Origin of the sequence: Blautia sp. HCP3S3_D9 (assembly GCF_052063845.1) — a bacterium.
GTDB lineage: Bacteria > Bacillota > Clostridia > Lachnospirales > Lachnospiraceae > Blautia_A.
Genome location: NZ_JBQHWS010000047.1, coordinates 12,626 through 28,606 on the forward strand (window position 1 = coordinate 12,626; position 15,981 = coordinate 28,606).

Below are 15,981 nucleotides of genomic sequence, written 5' to 3' on the forward strand. Positions count from 1 at the left end.
TAGTTGTTTCGTTTTTATTAAACTAAACCTGCCAGTGCAGATATACTATATGATAAAAAGTCTCATTCCTTTCTATCATATAGTATATCTGCCCGGGAACTTTTGCAAGTTCTCCGGGCAGTTTTTCGTTTGGACAATATTTAAAATCTTTTAAGCGATTGATTATTCAGCGTCTGTTGTTTCCTCTGCTGCATCATCTGTTGCAGTATCATCAGCTGCTGCGTCATCTGTAGATTCTGCGTCATCTGTAGCTTCTGCATCGTCTGTTGCTTCTGCGTCATCAGATGTTCCAAGAGAGTCGATAGCTGCTTTTGTATGCTCTACATAGAGATCTTCTACTGCTTCGATTCTTCCAAGACCTTCGATCTGGCAGTCAACGCTGTCAAATGCTCCGGATGCTTCAAACTGAGATTTCCAGGAATCTTCATCATCGCCAGCCATATCGTTGTTAGCGTGGTCACCAGCAACAACCATCAGAGGACGAAGGACTACATTCTTGAATCCTGCATCTTTAACTTTTGCGATAACTTCTTCGCAAGCTGTATCTTCTGGTTCACCTTCTACAGTACCGATGAAAGCGTTTGTGAATCCAAGGTCTTCCATCTGTGTCTGCATCTGGTCATATGTTACGTTAGCTGTATGGGATGTACCATGTCCCATGAATACGAATGCTGTACCAGCATCTGCTGCTGCCTGCATATCATCGAATCCTGCTTCCTGGCAAGCTGCATCTGTGATTGCCTGAGCAACTGCTTTCTTGTCATCGTTAATTACTGTAGCGTCATCGCCTACTTCACCAAGCATTGGCTCTGCGATTGCAATAGATTCGAATTTATCTTTGTATTCGTTAACAGCATCTACCATCTCATCATACTCTGCACCATGCATCAGATGTGTAGGCTGTACAACAAGGTTCTTAACACCGTTATCTACTGCACGGTCAAGTGCCTGCTGCATGTTATCGATTGCTTCATCATCTCTTGCTTCTACATGGTTGATGATGATCTGTGCTGTGAATGCACGTCTTACGGACCAGTCCGGATATGCTTCTGCAAGAGCATCTTCAATTCCTTTGATATCCTCTGCACGGCTATCGTTGAAGGATGTACCAAAGCTTACTACCAGAATTTCGTTCTCACCGATTTCGTCCTGGTTACGTGGATCATCTTTGGAAGCATCACCTGTATCACGTCCAAAATACTCTGGGCTTGCTTCTTCACCTTCAACCAGTTCTTTCTGAGCATCTGTCAGTTTGTCCCATGCTTCTTTTGCTGCTTTGCAGTCTTCATCAGTTGTGTCATTTCTTTCCTGAACATAGATCTTGTCGATCAGGGCTGCTACTTCGTCAGCTGCTTTCTGATCATCATCAGAAGCTTCTGCTGTATCATCGGAAACGTCCTCTGCTTCTGCAGCATCTGTTGCTTCTGCGTCATCAGCTGATTCTTCTGTTGCTGTGTCATCAGAAGCAAATGCTACTGTGCCTGTTGCTGCTGTCATGGAACAGGTCATAGATACTGCAAGTAATAAAGCTAACATGGATTTTCTTTTCATTTCGTTTTTCCTCTTTTATTTCTCGTATTTCCGGACAGACGTATGCAAAGAAAAGCAGCTACATATACTGCAGCTGCCACTTTCCCATAAATACACGGTTGTTAATTATAAAAGAGCTATGTATAGTTATGAGAATAGAGGTTCTGTAATACCGCAGACCTTAAATTCCACGCCAAGGCAGTTCTCCTGACTTCGATCATCGCCGCTTTTCCCTTCCCGGTCGCCCAGTGGTTTCTGAAAAGCAACTCCCATACACAGTGACGGTATCGCTCCGGATTCTCACCGGATTCTCTTTTGTGCATCAATATGATGCAACCTTCGCGTTATAACATTGCACATATTCAATTCGGATACTCTTTTTTTATCACATCTGATAGAAAATGTCAATACAATTTGTTTATATTTTCTATTAATATTTTTGCATTATATAAGAAATCATGCTGATTCTCTTACTTTATTCGTTACTGTTCGCTACACTCTCAGCAACATGTGAATAATAATCTTTATTCTGCTTCCGTTAGTGTTTTGAAGAAACAGGTTCTGCTGCCTGTATGGCAGGCTGCGCCGATCTGTTCTACTTTCGCAAGGATGGTGTCGTTATCGCAGTCCAGAGTAAGAGACTTTACAAACTGGAGATGACCGGAGGTAAGACCTTTGGTCCAGAGTTCGTTGCGGCTTCTGCTCCAGTAGGTCATCTTGCCGGTTTCGAGTGTGGTGTTAAAGGCTTCTTCGTTCATGTATGCGAGCATCAGAACTTCATTTGTCTGATAGTCCTGAGCAATGTCAGGTACCATTCCGTCGCTGTTTAATTTGAAATCAGACCAGGCGATATTGCTTTTAAACTTTGATGTGTTTTCCATTATAAGCTTCCTTTCGTGGATAATACATCTGTGATCCTTGGATCATAAGATGTAGCTGCATCCAGTGCTTTGGCAAAACTCTTAAACATAGCTTCTGCTACGTGATGGTTGTTCCCACCGGTTAAGACTTTAATATGAAGGTTCATGCCGCAGGAATAGGAAATGGCGTAGAAGAATTCTTTTACCATTTCTGTGGACATGTCACCGATCTTGTCTGTGGTAAATTCTGCATCCCATGCGAAATATGGTCTTCCGGACAGGTCGATTGCGCAGAGTACCAGGCATTCATCCATTGGAAGGATACAGCTGCCATAGCGTTTGATTCCTTTTTTATCACCGATGGCTTCTTTTAATGCAGTTCCAAGAACGATTCCAGTGTCTTCGATGGTGTGATGATCGTCTACCTGAAGATCGCCGTGGACTCTGACACTGAGGTCAAAGAGTCCGTGGCGGGTAAATCCGTCCAGCATATGGTCGAAAAATCCTACACCTGTTTCAATGTCAGAAACTCCGGTTCCGTCCAGATTTATTTTTAATTTAATTTCGGTTTCTTTTGTATTTCTTTCTACTGAGGCTTCTCTTGCCATGATTAGGTCCTCTCTGTTTTACATTTTATAGTATTTTCACTTTATAATATCCAGGATAAAAAAGTCAGAAAACTATTCGTGCTTACACGATAAAATTTTCAACTCAAACATCAATTTATGATGTTCAGGAAATAGAACCTTTAACAAATTTGAAAATCTCAGGTATTATATTATTCCTTATCTTCATCCTCGAAACGCACCGCAATGGAATTGGCATGTGCAGTGAGCTGTTCGGAGGTTGCAAACTGGATGATATCTTTGTGGATGTCACGCAGTGCAGCTTTTGAATAGTATACGATACTGGATTTCTTGATAAAGTCGTCTACGGAAAGTGCGGAGAAGAACTTGGCTGTTCCGTTTGTCGGGAGTACGTGATTCGGACCTGCGAAATAGTCTCCCAGAGGCTCGGAGCTGTATTCACCGATAAAGATAGCACCTGCATTCTTTACTTTCATCATATCTTCGAACGGGTTAGCTGTTACGATTTCCATATGTTCCGGTGCGATCTCGTTGGCTGCTTCGATTGCTTCGTCCATGTCTTCTGCGATCAGGATGTATCCGAAGTTGTCCAGAGATTTCTGGATAATTTCTTTTCTGGAAAGGACTTCTACAAAACCTTTTACTTCTTCGTCTACTTTGGCAGCAAATTCTTCGCTTGTTGTGATCAGGATCGCGCAGGCAAGTTCATCATGTTCTGCCTGGGAAAGAAGGTCCGCTGCTACAAAGTGAGGATTTGCTGTCTCATCTGCAAGAACAAGAATCTCGCTTGGACCTGCGATGGAGTCAATGCTTACGTATCCGTAAACTGCTTTCTTTGCAAGAGCTACGAAAATGTTTCCAGGACCTACGATCTTGTCTACTTTTGGGATGCTCTCTGTTCCAAAAGCAAGTGCTCCGATTGCCTGAGCTCCACCTACTTTATAGATTTCATCTGCTCCTGCTTCTTTGGCAGCTACCAGTGTGGAGGCACATACTTTGCCGTCTTTTCCAGGAGGTGTTGTCATAACAATGTGCGGTACACCGGCTACTTTTGCAGGTACGATATTCATCAGTACAGATGATGGGTAAACCGCTTTTCCGCCAGGCACATAAACACCGACACGATTTAATGGAGTGACTTTCTGCCCAAGCATAGTTCCGTTTGTCTCGCTTGTGAACCAGCTGTTCTGGATCTGTTTTTCATGATATTTGCGGATGTTGACCAGAGCTTTGCGGATGACTCCAAGGAGCGCCGGATCGATCTGTGCATAGGCTTCTTCAATCTCTGCGTCTGTGACACGGATAGTCTCTTTTGTCACTTCTGCTTTGTCAAATTCTTTTGTATAGGCAAAGATAGCTTCGTCTCCTTCATTTTTTACTTTGTCAAGGATCTGAGCGACTGTTGATTCGAATTTTCCGTAATTGTTCGGGCTTCTTTTCAGCAGATTCTCAAGAATATCTTTTGTGGATTCTTTTGTTAATTTTACTGTACGCATCTTTACATTTCCTCCTGCAGAACTCTTCTTAACTCATCAATGAGTTTGCGAATTCTCTCGTTCTCCATCTTCATACTTACCTGGTTGACTACCATTCTGGCAGACAGCGGGCAAACTTCCTCTAATACTTTCAGGCCGTTTTCTTTCAGTGTGCTTCCGGTCTCTACGATATCCACGATTACTTCGGAAAGTCCGACGATCGGTGCAAGCTCGATAGAACCGTTTAATTTAATCAAGTCTACGGTCTGATGTTTTCTGTTAAAGAAATAATCTTTTGCAATATTTGGATATTTGGTTGCTACACGGATCAGCTGATTATTCTCCAGAACTTCTCTGGCACTTTCCGGACCGCAGACGCACATTTTGCATTTTCCAAATCCGAGGTCCATAACTTCATAAAGTTTACGGCCTTCTTCAAGGATGGTATCTTTTCCTACGATTCCGATGTCTGCTGCGCCGTATTCTACATAGGTAGGAACATCCGGTCCTTTGGCAAGGAAGAATTTCATCTTTAATTCTTCGTTGACGAAGATCAGTTTACGGGAATCTTTATCTTTCATTTCTTCGCAGGTAATCCCTGCTTTCTCAAACATTTCCATTGTCTTTTTGGCAAGTCTGCCTTTTGTCAGGGCAACTGTCAGGTATCTCATGGCTTATCTGGCCTCCTTTTTCAAACGTAATGCTACACTTCTGCCTTCTGCACGAAGCTTCTGGGCTTCTTTGATGGCTTTTGCACGGTTCTGTGGCTCGTACTCGATCACTTCCGGCTTATCTTCTTTCTCGGAGATCAGTTTCTGACTGGAAAGTGCGAGAAGGAGGTTGTCTACCTCAAGTGCAAAACCGATGGATGCTGCTGGTTTGCCGAAGTGTTTCATCAGACCGTTGTAGCGGCCGCCTTTGATCATTGGCTCGCCGGTTCCATAAGTGTATGCCTGGAAAATGATTCCTGTGTAGTACTGATATTTACTGAGCATGCCGAAATCAAAGGAGATGTATTTCTCATATCCGTAGTTCTTCATGATCTCGTAGATCTCTTCCAGTCTGGAAACGGCTTCTAATGCGCAGGCGTTGTTTGTGAGGCTTCTGGCTTTCTTTAAAACGTCTTCTGATCCGAACATCTGTGGGATTTCAACGAAAGATTTTACCAGGCTGTCTTTGATCTTCTGTTCTGCTACAAATTCTTCTACGCCGAAGGAGTTTTTCTGGGAGATCAGAGTGCGGAGACGTTCTTCTGCTTCCTGATCAAGTTCTGCTTCTTTTAAAAGGGATTTGAAGTAATCTACCTGTCCGACGCTGACCTGGAATTCGGTGAGGCCTGCTGCGAGGAGGCATTCTACTGTCATGGCAAGGAGTTCTGCATCTGCATCTGCAGATTCATCGCCAATTCGTTCTACGCCCATCTGGGTGGTTTCTTTGAGGTGGCCTCTGTAGCTGGAGTTGTTGATGAAGGTGTTGCCTGTGTAACAGAGGCTTACTGGTTCTTTGTCCGGTGAGAAGTAGGTGGCGCAGGCTCTGGATACGGACGGAGTGAAGTCTGGTCTGAGTACAAGGGTGTTGCCTTCTCGGTCGAAGAATTTGTAGAGTTCTTTGGACGGGATAGTTCCTACTTCGCGGCTGAATACTTCGAAGTATTCGAAGGTTGGGGTTTCTATGTCTTCATATCCATAACGGTGGAAGACACGATGGATTTTCTCCTGTACTTTCCTTTTCTGGCTGCATTCGCCATTGTAAATGTCTCTTACACCTTCTGGGGTGTGAAAAATACGCTGCATGGTTTTGGTCCTCCTGTGGTTATGTATTGTGGTTTCTTAAACTTCTTAAATTAATGTTATTTTCTTTGTTTCGCTTTAGTTTAGTAACGTGATACCAAGCTAATACGAAAACTAGGTAAAATTATAATGGGTTTTGGTGGAATTGTCAATCCCTTCTATATTATTTACATTATTATTTAATAAGGGACGCTCAGAAAGATATGTTCCCTCCAATGCGGTTTCGGTGTCTAAGAGCTTCTAAGTCCTCCGAAAATCTGCTAAAAACATGAGAAGAAAAGCCCGGAATTACTCGCTAACGCTCAGACAAAAGGGGCTTTTCTTCTCATAACGCAGATTTCCGGATGACTAAGAATCTCTAAGACGCCTGCAAATGCATTGGAGGGAACATATCTTTCTGAGCTGGGTTGTTCAATGTGGAAGTTTGTGATGAAATCTTCTTCTACTCTCTTTCATTTAGATCCATCTGAATCCCATCAAGATAAGGAACAAGAAATCCATTCTTCTTATTTAAATAATATTGATTATCCAATTCTTCCCGGCGGAAGCTTTTGCGGCCACCTTGCTGCATTCTATTCCAAAATGTGAGAAGGTGGCGCAGGGGGAGATAATAGAATTGATTTTCGTGGCTGTAGAATATGAGGAAGAATGCTACGCCTCCCTGTTTTTCGAATGCCTGCATAAATTCTACCTGATGGGGATGAATGTTTGCGAGGGGGAAGGTGTCTGTGGCGCATTCTTTGGCATCGAAGCAGACGGGGATTCCCTGGACTGCTCCGATGTAGTCTACGGTGCTTCGCTGTTCGAAGTAGGCCAGTGTGATATGGCGGTTTTCTTTGTCCATGCGGACGGGGGTGATCGGAGTTGGGATTTTCTGGATGAGTGCCAGTCCTTTTTCTCTGTATTGTTCGTTGGTGCGGTTTACGAGGTCTTCCAGGGTGGAGCCTCGTAATCCTCTGCTGTTCCAGGTTGCCACGGTGTTCCTCCATTGTGTTTCTTATACTATATTGTCATAATATTTACGGATAACTTTAAAAATCATCCTGTATCTATCAATAAATTGCAATCATCATTTAACATGATCAATTCAAGCCCCGTTTTGTCAACAAAAATCTCTAAGCAATAGAGAGGGAATTTATTTAATCAACTTCACTGACGGATAATATCTGATGATCGCTTTGCCTACAAGTTCATCAAAGGTTACGAAACTGGTGGTTTTCCAGTAACGGGAGTCTTTGGAGTGGTTGCGGTTGTCTCCGAGTACGAAGTAACTATTCTCGGGGACTTCATATGGGCCGAAGGTTCCTCTTGGTGTTTCCGGGAGGAAGCTGTCATCCAGTGGGATTTCGGAGTCGTTGATGTAGACTTTGCCGTCTGTGATCTGGACTTTTTCTCCGGGGAGGCCGATTACTCGTTTGATGAAGAGCTGGCTTTCGTCGTCGGGATATTTGAAGATGACGATGTCGAAGCGTTCAGGGTCTTTTGTTTTCTTTGATATTTTGTGTCCGAAGAGGTTTATGTTGATGCCATATGCCAGTCGGAATCCGAAGATCCGGTCGCCAGTCATGATGGTTTTCTCCATTGATTCGGATGGGATTTTGGCATTGATGAGTACAACGTTATTTACGAGAGTCACGATCAGCACCACTGCTATGATCATTTTTGCGTAATCCCATACTTCTTTCCAGATTCTCATGATATACCTCCTCCAGGTGTTCTTCCTTGATGATTTTGAAAAAAAGCTCCGGTACCGGTGCCGTGAAGGTCTGGTCTGTTTCCGGAATTACTAATCTGTACGCATGGAGAAGCTGGTGTTTTACTCCATGACGGATGTATTGTCTGTTGAATTCGCTGTTACCGTATTTGGTGTCTCCCAACAGGGGATGTCCTGTACCTGCAAGGTGGGCACGGATCTGGTGGGTGCGGCCTGTGATGAGTTCGACTTCCAGAAGTGTCATTTTTCCGTTGCTGCCTAATGGTCGGTAGCCGGTTTCGATTGGAAGGGAATCTGGAAATTCCTGTCTGCTTACGATTACTTTGTTTGTTTTTTTGTCTTTGTGCAGATAGCCTTTGATGTGGGCTGGTTTGTCCAGGTTTCCTTTTACCAAACAGAGATAGTATTTGTGAAGGGTTCTGTCGTGGAAGATTCTGGAGAGAAACTGGAGCCCTGAAAGGCTTTTGCCTGAGCAGACCATTCCGCTGGTGTTGCGGTCAAGGCGATTGCATACGGATGGTTTGAATGTTTTGAGCTGGTCTTCGGTGAGTTCGCCTTTTTTCAGAAGATATCCGATCAGGTATTCTACCAGGGATGGTTCGCCGTCATCTGCTGGCTGGGAAAGCATTCCAGCGGGTTTGTTAATGATGATGATATCGGAATCTTCATATATAATGTCCAGATCGCAATACGCACGGGCTACCTGAGTGGTTCCGGCAAATTTGTCAAAGGTTTCGTCACTCAGGAACAGTTTGATTGTATCTCCTTTGAGGAGTTTCTCGTTTCCTGTAGCTTTTTTGCCGTTTAAGGTAATGTTCTTTTTGCGGAGCATTTTGTAGAAGAAGCTTTTAGGAGCTTCTTTGAGAAGCTTGGCCAGATATTTGTCAAAGCGCTGGCCGGCTTCGTTTTCTTCTATGATAAATTCTTTCATTATTAAAATATCTTTCTTAACTAATGTTCAATAAGTAACTGTCTTCTTACTGTTATGAGCCCAAAATCTATTATCACAGACAATCTGGGATGAATTTGAGCCTCGTTACTGAAAATAAAATGAACAATGTGATAAATAAACCGTTGCTTCTGTATCTCTATAAACAAATGGCCAAAATCGTCTGGCGAATAAGTTCGTTTCTGGTGAGATCCGGGTATTTCTCGTCCGGAGTGAATTTGATTCCTTCTTCCAGGCTTTCTTTGTGGTCGTTCATGGAATCAAGACGTTCCAGGAAAGGACGGATATCTGTGAAGATTTTTACTGTGGCTTTGTAGCCGTTCTTACGGATAATCTTCTGGGCGTTGGTTTCCATGAAAGCGGCGTCGATCTTCGGATCGCTGCTGTAAGCTGCTACTGTGTTTCCGCAGATTGCTACTGCATCGATATAAGCGCTCTTTTCATAGAAAGTCATATAGAGTTCGTATGCCATGTCCAGTTTCCCCTGATGGGTGCGGATTTTCTGATAGAGTGCGCTGTCCATTGGTCTGCATTTGAAGATCATGATCAGGCCGACCATGGATTTGCAGGCCGGAAGGCACCCGACTACTGCTACAACTGTCCAGACGGTCATTCTGGTCTTGAAGTAGATCCAGGATGTGAAGAAGATAAATAATGGTACTGCAAAAAGAATCGCCGTGATGATCAGGCGGCGTTTCTTTTCGCTTTTGAAATATCCAAAATCACCTTTCGGAATTTTTTTTGATGTTTTCTGGTTTTTCTTTGCTGTCACTTGCGTCCTCCTCTGGAGTTTTTCTTATGTGTATTTCGTATTGTATTTTTCTTAGATATAGATTTATCTCTACTGTTCTCCCGGAAATTTTCCTGACCTTTTCCTGTCGTTCTCGTCGTCCGGCTGTTTCCATAAGCTTCACTGCGGTTATTATTTCTGTTCTTAATGTTTCTGTTTCCACCGCGGGAATTGTTTCTATTGCCATTTCTGCTTCCATTTTCACCGCCCAGATGTTCCCCGTGTCCTTCACGGATCGGGCGGATCAGGCATTTCGGGCCATAGCCAACCAGATCCATTCTGCCGGTCATCTTCAAACCTTCCAGTACCAGTTCTCTGTTTGCAGGGTTCTTGTACTGCATCAGAGCTCGCTGGATGGCTTTCTCATGTGGATTTTTCGGCACATAAACTTTCTCTCCTGTAAGAGGATGGATTCCCGTGTAATACATACAGGTAGAGAGCGTGGACGGTGTCGGGTAAAAGTCCTGCACCTGTTCCGGTGTAAAACCAAGATCACGGACGTATTCCGCAAGCTTTACTGCTTCTTTCATGGTACATCCCGGATGGGAGGACATGAAATATGGTACTGCATACTGCTGCTTGCCAGTTTTCCTGTTTGCATCATCGTATTCCTTAAGGAACTGCTGATAAACACTGTGACTTGGTTTTCCCATGTATTTCAGCACCTGATCAGATACATGTTCCGGCGCTACACGAAGCTGTCCGCTTACATGATGTTCTACCAGTTCCCGCAGGAACGTCTTGTCCCTGTCTGCCACTACGTAATCAAAGCGTACACCGGAACGGATAAATACTTTCTTAACTCCCGGAATCTTACGCAGCTTCCGAAGTAAAGAAACATAGTCAGAATGGTCTACTGTCAGATTCTTACATGGTGTCGGGAAAAGACATTGCTTATTCTTACATACACCTTTCGTAAGCTGTTTCTGACAGGAGGTCTGTCTGAAATCTGCCGTCGGACCGCCTACATCATGAATATAGCCTTTGAAATCCGGGTCTTTCGTCATTCTGGTGGCTTCTTCGATCAGAGACTCATGGCTTCTGGTCTGGAGGATTCTTCCCTGATGGAATGTCAGAGCGCAAAAATTACAGCCTCCGAAGCATCCTCTGTTGCTTGTCAGGCTGAATTTAATCTCCTCCAGTGCCGGGATTCCTCCCATTTTCTCATACATCGGGTGAACTTTCTCTGTGTATGGAAGTGCATATACATCGTCCATCTCCTCCTGTGACAAAGGCATTGCCGGAGGGTTCTGAACAATATATCCCTTCGTCCCATAGGACTCTGCCATTGGTTTCGCAGTAAACGGGTCTGTATTCTGATACTGAACTGCAAAACTGTCTGCGTAGGCTTTCTTGTCCTCTTTTATCTCCTCATAAGATGGAAGAATGATCGGCTCATAAACTCTTGACAGATCTTTACATTTAAATACAGTTCCTGCAATAAATGTGATCTCCTCTACAGGAAGCCCACTGTCCAGTGCCTCTGCAATCTCGATAATGGAATGTTCACCCATTCCATAAGAGATCAGATCTGCGCCGGAGTCCAGAAGTACACTGTGTTTTACTTTATTATCCCAATAATCATAATGTGCCAGTCGTCTCAGGCTGGCTTCAATACCGCCCAGGATAATGGGCGTCTTTTTATAAGTCTGACGGATCAGATTGCTGTATACGATCACCGCGCGGTCAGGACGAAGTCCCATCTGGCCGCCCGGGGAATAGGAATCCTTCTGCCTGTGCTTCTTGGATACAGTATAGTGGTTTACCATGGAGTCCATGTTGCCCGCTGATACCAGAAATCCAAGACGCGGCTCGCCAAATACCTGGATGCTCTCTTTCTTCTTCCAGTCTGGCTGACTGATGATGCCTACTTTATATCCGCGGCTCTCCAGCAGTCTGCTGATGATCGCCGTGCCAAAGGACGGATGGTCCACGTAGGCATCGCCTGAAATATAGACAAAGTCCACCTGGTTCCATCCTCTCTCCTTCATTTCTTTCTTTGTTACCGGTAAAAAATCCTGCATTTAAATTTCCTCGTATGTATTTTAGACATGGTGATATACCGCCTGTGCACGGTATCCTTCCGAAATAATATCAAGCTGTCTGTGGAATCGCTTGAGCTGCTGGAGATCCTTTGTACGGAATACTCTCAGGAATTCATCCTGAATCTTCATGATCTCGCGTTTGTTTGCGATCTTGTACAGATTCTCGATATTGATCAGAATATCCTTCACCAGATTCGACTGCATCTGGGAGGAATTCTGTGCATCCATGATCTCATTTCGTACAGAAGACATCTCATGGTCAAGGGCATTGATGGCATCTGCCGCATTGCTCAGGCGCTCTGCCACATGCTCAGGCATATCGCCCTTATATTTATACTGCAGAGAATGCTCAATGGTAGCCCAGAAGTTCATGGCCATTGTCCGGATCTGGATCTCAGCCTGAAGTTTCTTAGGTCCATTGATCGTGTCTACAGTATAATAAATGATCAGATGATAACTTCTGTATCCACTCTGTTTAATATGTTTCAGATAATTCTTCTCACTCTTTATGGTCATATCGCTTCTCTTCTGAATCATGGAAGCGACAGTCTCTATATCCTCTTCAAACTGGCAGATAATACGGATACCTGCGATATCCTCCAGTTCTTCCTCCATCTTCTCCATCGGAATATGCTTGCGCTGCATTTTCTCAAGGATACTGCTCACGCTCTTGACTCTGCCCTCAACCTGTTCGATCGGACAGTAAATGTCGTTCTCTTTGCATTCCTCGATAATGTGGGTGAATTTAACTTCCAGCTCTTTTACAGCCAGTTCATACGGGCACAAAATGCTTCTCCATAACTGTATTTCCATTTTCACTCGCTCCTTGCATTTCATACATTTTGTTATTATAGCATAGATTAAAAAAAATATCTCGCTAATATGAATAGTTTCTGATTTTTTTAGAAATGGCTTTCAGTACCCAGTAAGGGTTGACGCTCAGTTCTTCATAATGCGGTGTCCTGATGTAGATCCCCAGATGAAGATGGACCGGAAACATGCCCTGCGTGCCTTCGCCGCCATAGCCTGTATTTCCCATATATCCCAGGATATCTCCTGCAGATATTTCCTCACCTGTCCGGAATTCTTTCTCATATGCATCTAAATGGGCATAATAAAAATACCCGCCTTTCGGGGCACGTATTCCGATCCTGTAGCCGCCCAGGGGAAGCCAGCCTATATTCTCCACCACACCGTCTGTAATACTTAAAACCGGATAATACCCCGGTTCTTTCTCTGTGCCGAACAGATCACAGCCTTCGTGTGTGCGTGGACCTCCATAGTCTCTGGGTGCACCGTAAGAATTCTCGAAATAGATTTCTGTAGATGGAATGGGAAAATATTTCAGATCCGACCAGACGGACTGGTAAGCACCTTTGAGCTGTTCATATTCTGCCGGTTTGTATTTCTGATAGGGTGTTGCATCAGGCAGCACCTGTTCTGGATAAAAATCGGAGTTCAGCATAGTTGCTGTCAGAATATCTATAAAGCTATCTGTGCCTGTTTCTTTATCTGCTGCCATTTTCCATATCCTGCGATATAATCCCGACGTTATGTGCTGCTGTCTGAAATCAGTCCGCTCACAGGAATCTGCCTTTAAAACAGATGCCCGGCTGCGCAGTTTCAGTGTTGTCTCCAGCATACCGGTTATAAGCAAAAGTGCCAGTAATGACAAAATACAGCGAAACAGGGGAGTCCGTGGATCGTACGGATCAAACATTTAAGATACCTCCGCATTCTGATACAATATATGCAGAAAGTTAACAGCATAGAACAAAAAAATTCTATGCATTGCAAAGCATGTGACTGACCATGAATTGAATCGTAACGTTTTTTCTGTCGCAGAAACATCACCGAGTAATTTCTCAGGACAGAAAAACACCCCGCCATTATATGCAATGACAGGGTGCAGATATTATTTATCAGTCTTTCAGATTTTCCAGAACTTTTACAAGATATTTCCATACTCTCTCTGTAGAAGAAATGCTGAGGACTTCCTCAGATGTGTGGATATCCTTCATATCCGGTCCGAGAGATACGCAGTCGAGGCCTTCCATCTTCTTATAGAAAAGTCCGCACTCAAGTCCTGCGTGGATGGCTACTACATTTGGTTTCTGGCCGTACATCTCTTCGTATACTTCCACCATCTTGTCACGAAGCGGTGAATCCTTGCGGTATTCCCATGCAGGGTATACGCCCTGTCTCTCATATTCTCCTCCAAGGAACTCTGTTAGATACTGGATCTTATCAGAAAGTGCATCGCGTGCTGTTTCCACAGAACTTCTGATGCTGGAGCTTCCCAGCACTTCATCCTCAGATGTTTTCAGGATACCGATGTTTGTGGATGTTTCTACCAGACCTGCGATCGTTCCGCTCATTTTCTGAACACCGTATGGTACGTTTACAAGGAAGAATACTACTTTCTCCTTGCTTGTCGGATGAAGAACTTTCACTTCTTTCTCGCCGTCATCTGTAACAGTTACTGTGATTCCCTCATCAGTTCCTGCATACTCTTCTCTCCATGCATTCTGCATATAAGCGGCATATTCTTTCACTGCTTCCACATCTTCTTTAAGAATCAAAAGCTCTGCTGTAGATTCTCTTGTGATTGCATTGTCCTTCTGTCCGCCCTGCACACTGATCAGCTCATAATCTGCCGCCTTCTTAAGTCCATAGAGGAATTTTCCCAGAAGGGAGTTTGCATTTGCACGGTTCTTATCAATCTCAGCACCTGAATGACCGCCCATCAGTCCGCTGATCTTAACGGTCAGCTTCTCACCTTTTGCTTCCAGTCTTGTTACCGGGATATGGCTGATTCCGGAAAGTCCGCCTGCACAGCTGATCCAGAGGCTTCCTTCTGCTTCTGAATCCAGATTGATAAATCTTCTTCCTTTTAATACGCTGCAGTCAAAGCCAACCGCTCCGAGAAGTCCGATTTCCTCATCAACTGTGATAAATACTTCAAGCGGCGGATGTGCGATGGTATCACTCTCCAGAAGTGCAAGTCCGTAAGCGACTGCGATTCCGTCATCACCACCAAGGGTGGTTCCGTTTGCAGAAATATAGTCTCCTTCTACAGAAAGATTTAAGCCGTCTTTTGTAAAATCATGCTCTACATCCGGGCGTTTCTCACATACCATGTCCCTATGTCCCTGAATGATCACAGTAGGTGCATTCTCGTATCCTGCTGTTCCTGGTTTGTAAATGACTACGTTGTTCATTTCATCCTGAATATATTTCAGACCATGATCTTTCGCAAACTGCACTAAATAATCACTGATCTGTTTTGTATTTCCTGATCCGTGAGGGATCTTGCAGATTTCCTCAAAATAATGGAATACTCTTTTTGGTTCGCAATTCTCTAAAACTGCCATAATTACATTACCTCCAAAAATCACATGTTTTAAAAAAGAATCCTGTAAACAGGACCTAATTATAAAAAATCTGATGACATCAGATATATTTTACCTGAATACTATAGCATTTATTTTTCTTCTGTTCCATATAAATTTTATAAAGAATTTATAAAATGACCGGTGTCTATGGAACATATTATAACCGATATCCACTTTCGATGTTCCGGTATCCAGAAAAAGCTGAAAAATCTGCTGTATATCCTTGGAATTCTGGGACTTCTGCTCTTTCTTCTGATGCATCCAGCAGAAAGTCTGACATGTGCCAGAGCAGGAATGACTCTGTGGCTGAATACTTTAATTCCTACACTGCTTCCTTTCATTATCCTTACAGGAGTGCTGACACATACAGATGGAATTCAAAAACTGCTTCCGCCGTTGGAAGCTTTCTTTCGCAGGATTCTCGGTGTCAGCAGCTGGGGCGGCTACATATTTGTACTTGGCATGCTGTGTGGGTACCCTCTGGGTGTCAAACTGGTTTCTGATCTGTATGCCTCCCGCAGGATCAGTAAAAAAGAAGCTTTATATCTTACCACATTCTGCAATAACCCAAGTCCGGCTTTTATCATCACATATCTGAGTAAATTCTGCCTTAAAGATGCTGTTCCTGCTTTGCTGATCTTTCTCAGCATTTTTTCTGCTGATCTGGTGTGTATGTTGTTCTTTCGATTTGTTGTATACAGAAATATTTTTTCTGACTGTCCGGTCCCTGTAACTGCAGGTTCAGCCAAAGAGCCTTCCGACATAACTTCAATCCAAAATCTTCTGGATGCTTCGATCATGAATGGGTTTGAAACGATCACACGACTTGGGGGATATATCCTGCTC

Annotated in this window: 14 protein-coding genes, 1 pseudogene and 1 riboswitch; of the genes and pseudogenes, 1 reads left to right on the forward strand and 14 read right to left on the reverse strand. The window is 43.7% G+C overall.

The genetic code is table 11. From position 1 onward, the window contains the following. Positions 1–162: 162 nt before the first annotated feature. From ACTNES_RS10650 to ACTNES_RS10715, 14 genes and pseudogenes are all read right to left on the reverse strand, one after another. Positions 163–1,551 (reverse strand): sirohydrochlorin cobaltochelatase, encoded by a 1,389-nt coding sequence (locus ACTNES_RS10650; RefSeq protein ID WP_441039256.1) that lies wholly within the window; start codon positions 1,549–1,551, stop codon positions 163–165. A gap of 159 nt (positions 1,552–1,710) precedes the next feature. Further along, a riboswitch (cobalamin riboswitch) is annotated at positions 1,711–1,886 on the reverse strand. A gap of 171 nt (positions 1,887–2,057) precedes the next feature. After that, positions 2,058–2,393, reverse strand: a pseudogene (hisI, locus tag ACTNES_RS10655) (phosphoribosyl-AMP cyclohydrolase); the annotation flags it as partial. 17 nt (positions 2,394–2,410) lie between these two features. Continuing rightward, positions 2,411–2,998, reverse strand: coding sequence for an imidazoleglycerol-phosphate dehydratase HisB (gene hisB, locus ACTNES_RS10660; protein WP_320813007.1), 588 nt, complete (start codon positions 2,996–2,998; stop codon positions 2,411–2,413). Positions 2,999–3,168: 170 nt separating this feature from the next. Further along, the gene (gene hisD, locus ACTNES_RS10665; protein ID WP_291816305.1) at positions 3,169–4,473 is read right to left on the reverse strand and encodes a histidinol dehydrogenase; all 1,305 of its coding nucleotides are present in this window, start codon (positions 4,471–4,473) and stop codon (positions 3,169–3,171) included. A 2-nt stretch (positions 4,474–4,475) separates the two neighbouring features. Continuing rightward, positions 4,476–5,123 (reverse strand): ATP phosphoribosyltransferase, encoded by a 648-nt coding sequence (gene hisG, locus ACTNES_RS10670; protein ID WP_216459904.1) that lies wholly within the window; start codon positions 5,121–5,123, stop codon positions 4,476–4,478. A 3-nt stretch (positions 5,124–5,126) separates the two neighbouring features. After that, entirely contained in the window at positions 5,127–6,245 is a 1,119-nt protein-coding gene (gene hisZ / locus ACTNES_RS10675; RefSeq protein ID WP_291816303.1) for an ATP phosphoribosyltransferase regulatory subunit, read from the reverse strand. A 439-nt stretch (positions 6,246–6,684) separates the two neighbouring features. Beyond that, entirely contained in the window at positions 6,685–7,218 is a 534-nt protein-coding gene (locus tag ACTNES_RS10680; protein WP_216459906.1) for a Holliday junction resolvase RecU, read from the reverse strand. Positions 7,219–7,377: 159 nt separating this feature from the next. Then, positions 7,378–7,938, reverse strand: coding sequence for a signal peptidase I (lepB, locus tag ACTNES_RS10685; RefSeq protein ID WP_291816301.1), 561 nt, complete (start codon positions 7,936–7,938; stop codon positions 7,378–7,380). Beyond that, positions 7,862–8,887, reverse strand: coding sequence for an RluA family pseudouridine synthase (locus tag ACTNES_RS10690; protein ID WP_441039257.1), 1,026 nt, complete (start codon positions 8,885–8,887; stop codon positions 7,862–7,864). The genes lepB and ACTNES_RS10690 overlap by 77 nt, the downstream gene beginning before the upstream one ends. 157 nt (positions 8,888–9,044) lie before the next feature. After that, complete coding sequence (locus ACTNES_RS10695) at positions 9,045–9,677, reverse strand: hypothetical protein (protein WP_291807841.1); 633 nt, start codon at positions 9,675–9,677, stop codon at positions 9,045–9,047. Beyond that, a complete protein-coding gene (locus ACTNES_RS10700; protein ID WP_291807842.1) occupies positions 9,674–11,719 on the reverse strand; it encodes a YgiQ family radical SAM protein in 2,046 nt (681 codons plus the stop codon). Before ACTNES_RS10700 ends, ACTNES_RS10695 begins: the two co-directional genes overlap by 4 nt. 21 nt (positions 11,720–11,740) lie before the next feature. Then, a complete protein-coding gene (locus ACTNES_RS10705; protein ID WP_216459911.1) occupies positions 11,741–12,553 on the reverse strand; it encodes a GTP pyrophosphokinase in 813 nt (270 codons plus the stop codon). A 64-nt stretch (positions 12,554–12,617) separates the two neighbouring features. Next, a complete protein-coding gene (locus ACTNES_RS10710) occupies positions 12,618–13,460 on the reverse strand; it encodes a M23 family metallopeptidase (RefSeq protein ID WP_291807843.1) in 843 nt (280 codons plus the stop codon). 202 nt (positions 13,461–13,662) lie between these two features. After that, the gene (locus tag ACTNES_RS10715; RefSeq protein ID WP_441039258.1) at positions 13,663–15,114 is read right to left on the reverse strand and encodes an aminoacyl-histidine dipeptidase; all 1,452 of its coding nucleotides are present in this window, start codon (positions 15,112–15,114) and stop codon (positions 13,663–13,665) included. 168 nt (positions 15,115–15,282) lie between these two features. Here ACTNES_RS10715 and ACTNES_RS10720 point away from each other — a divergent pair. Further along, positions 15,283–15,981 (forward strand): sporulation protein (locus ACTNES_RS10720; protein WP_441039259.1); only part of this gene is annotated, 699 nt, incomplete at its 3' end.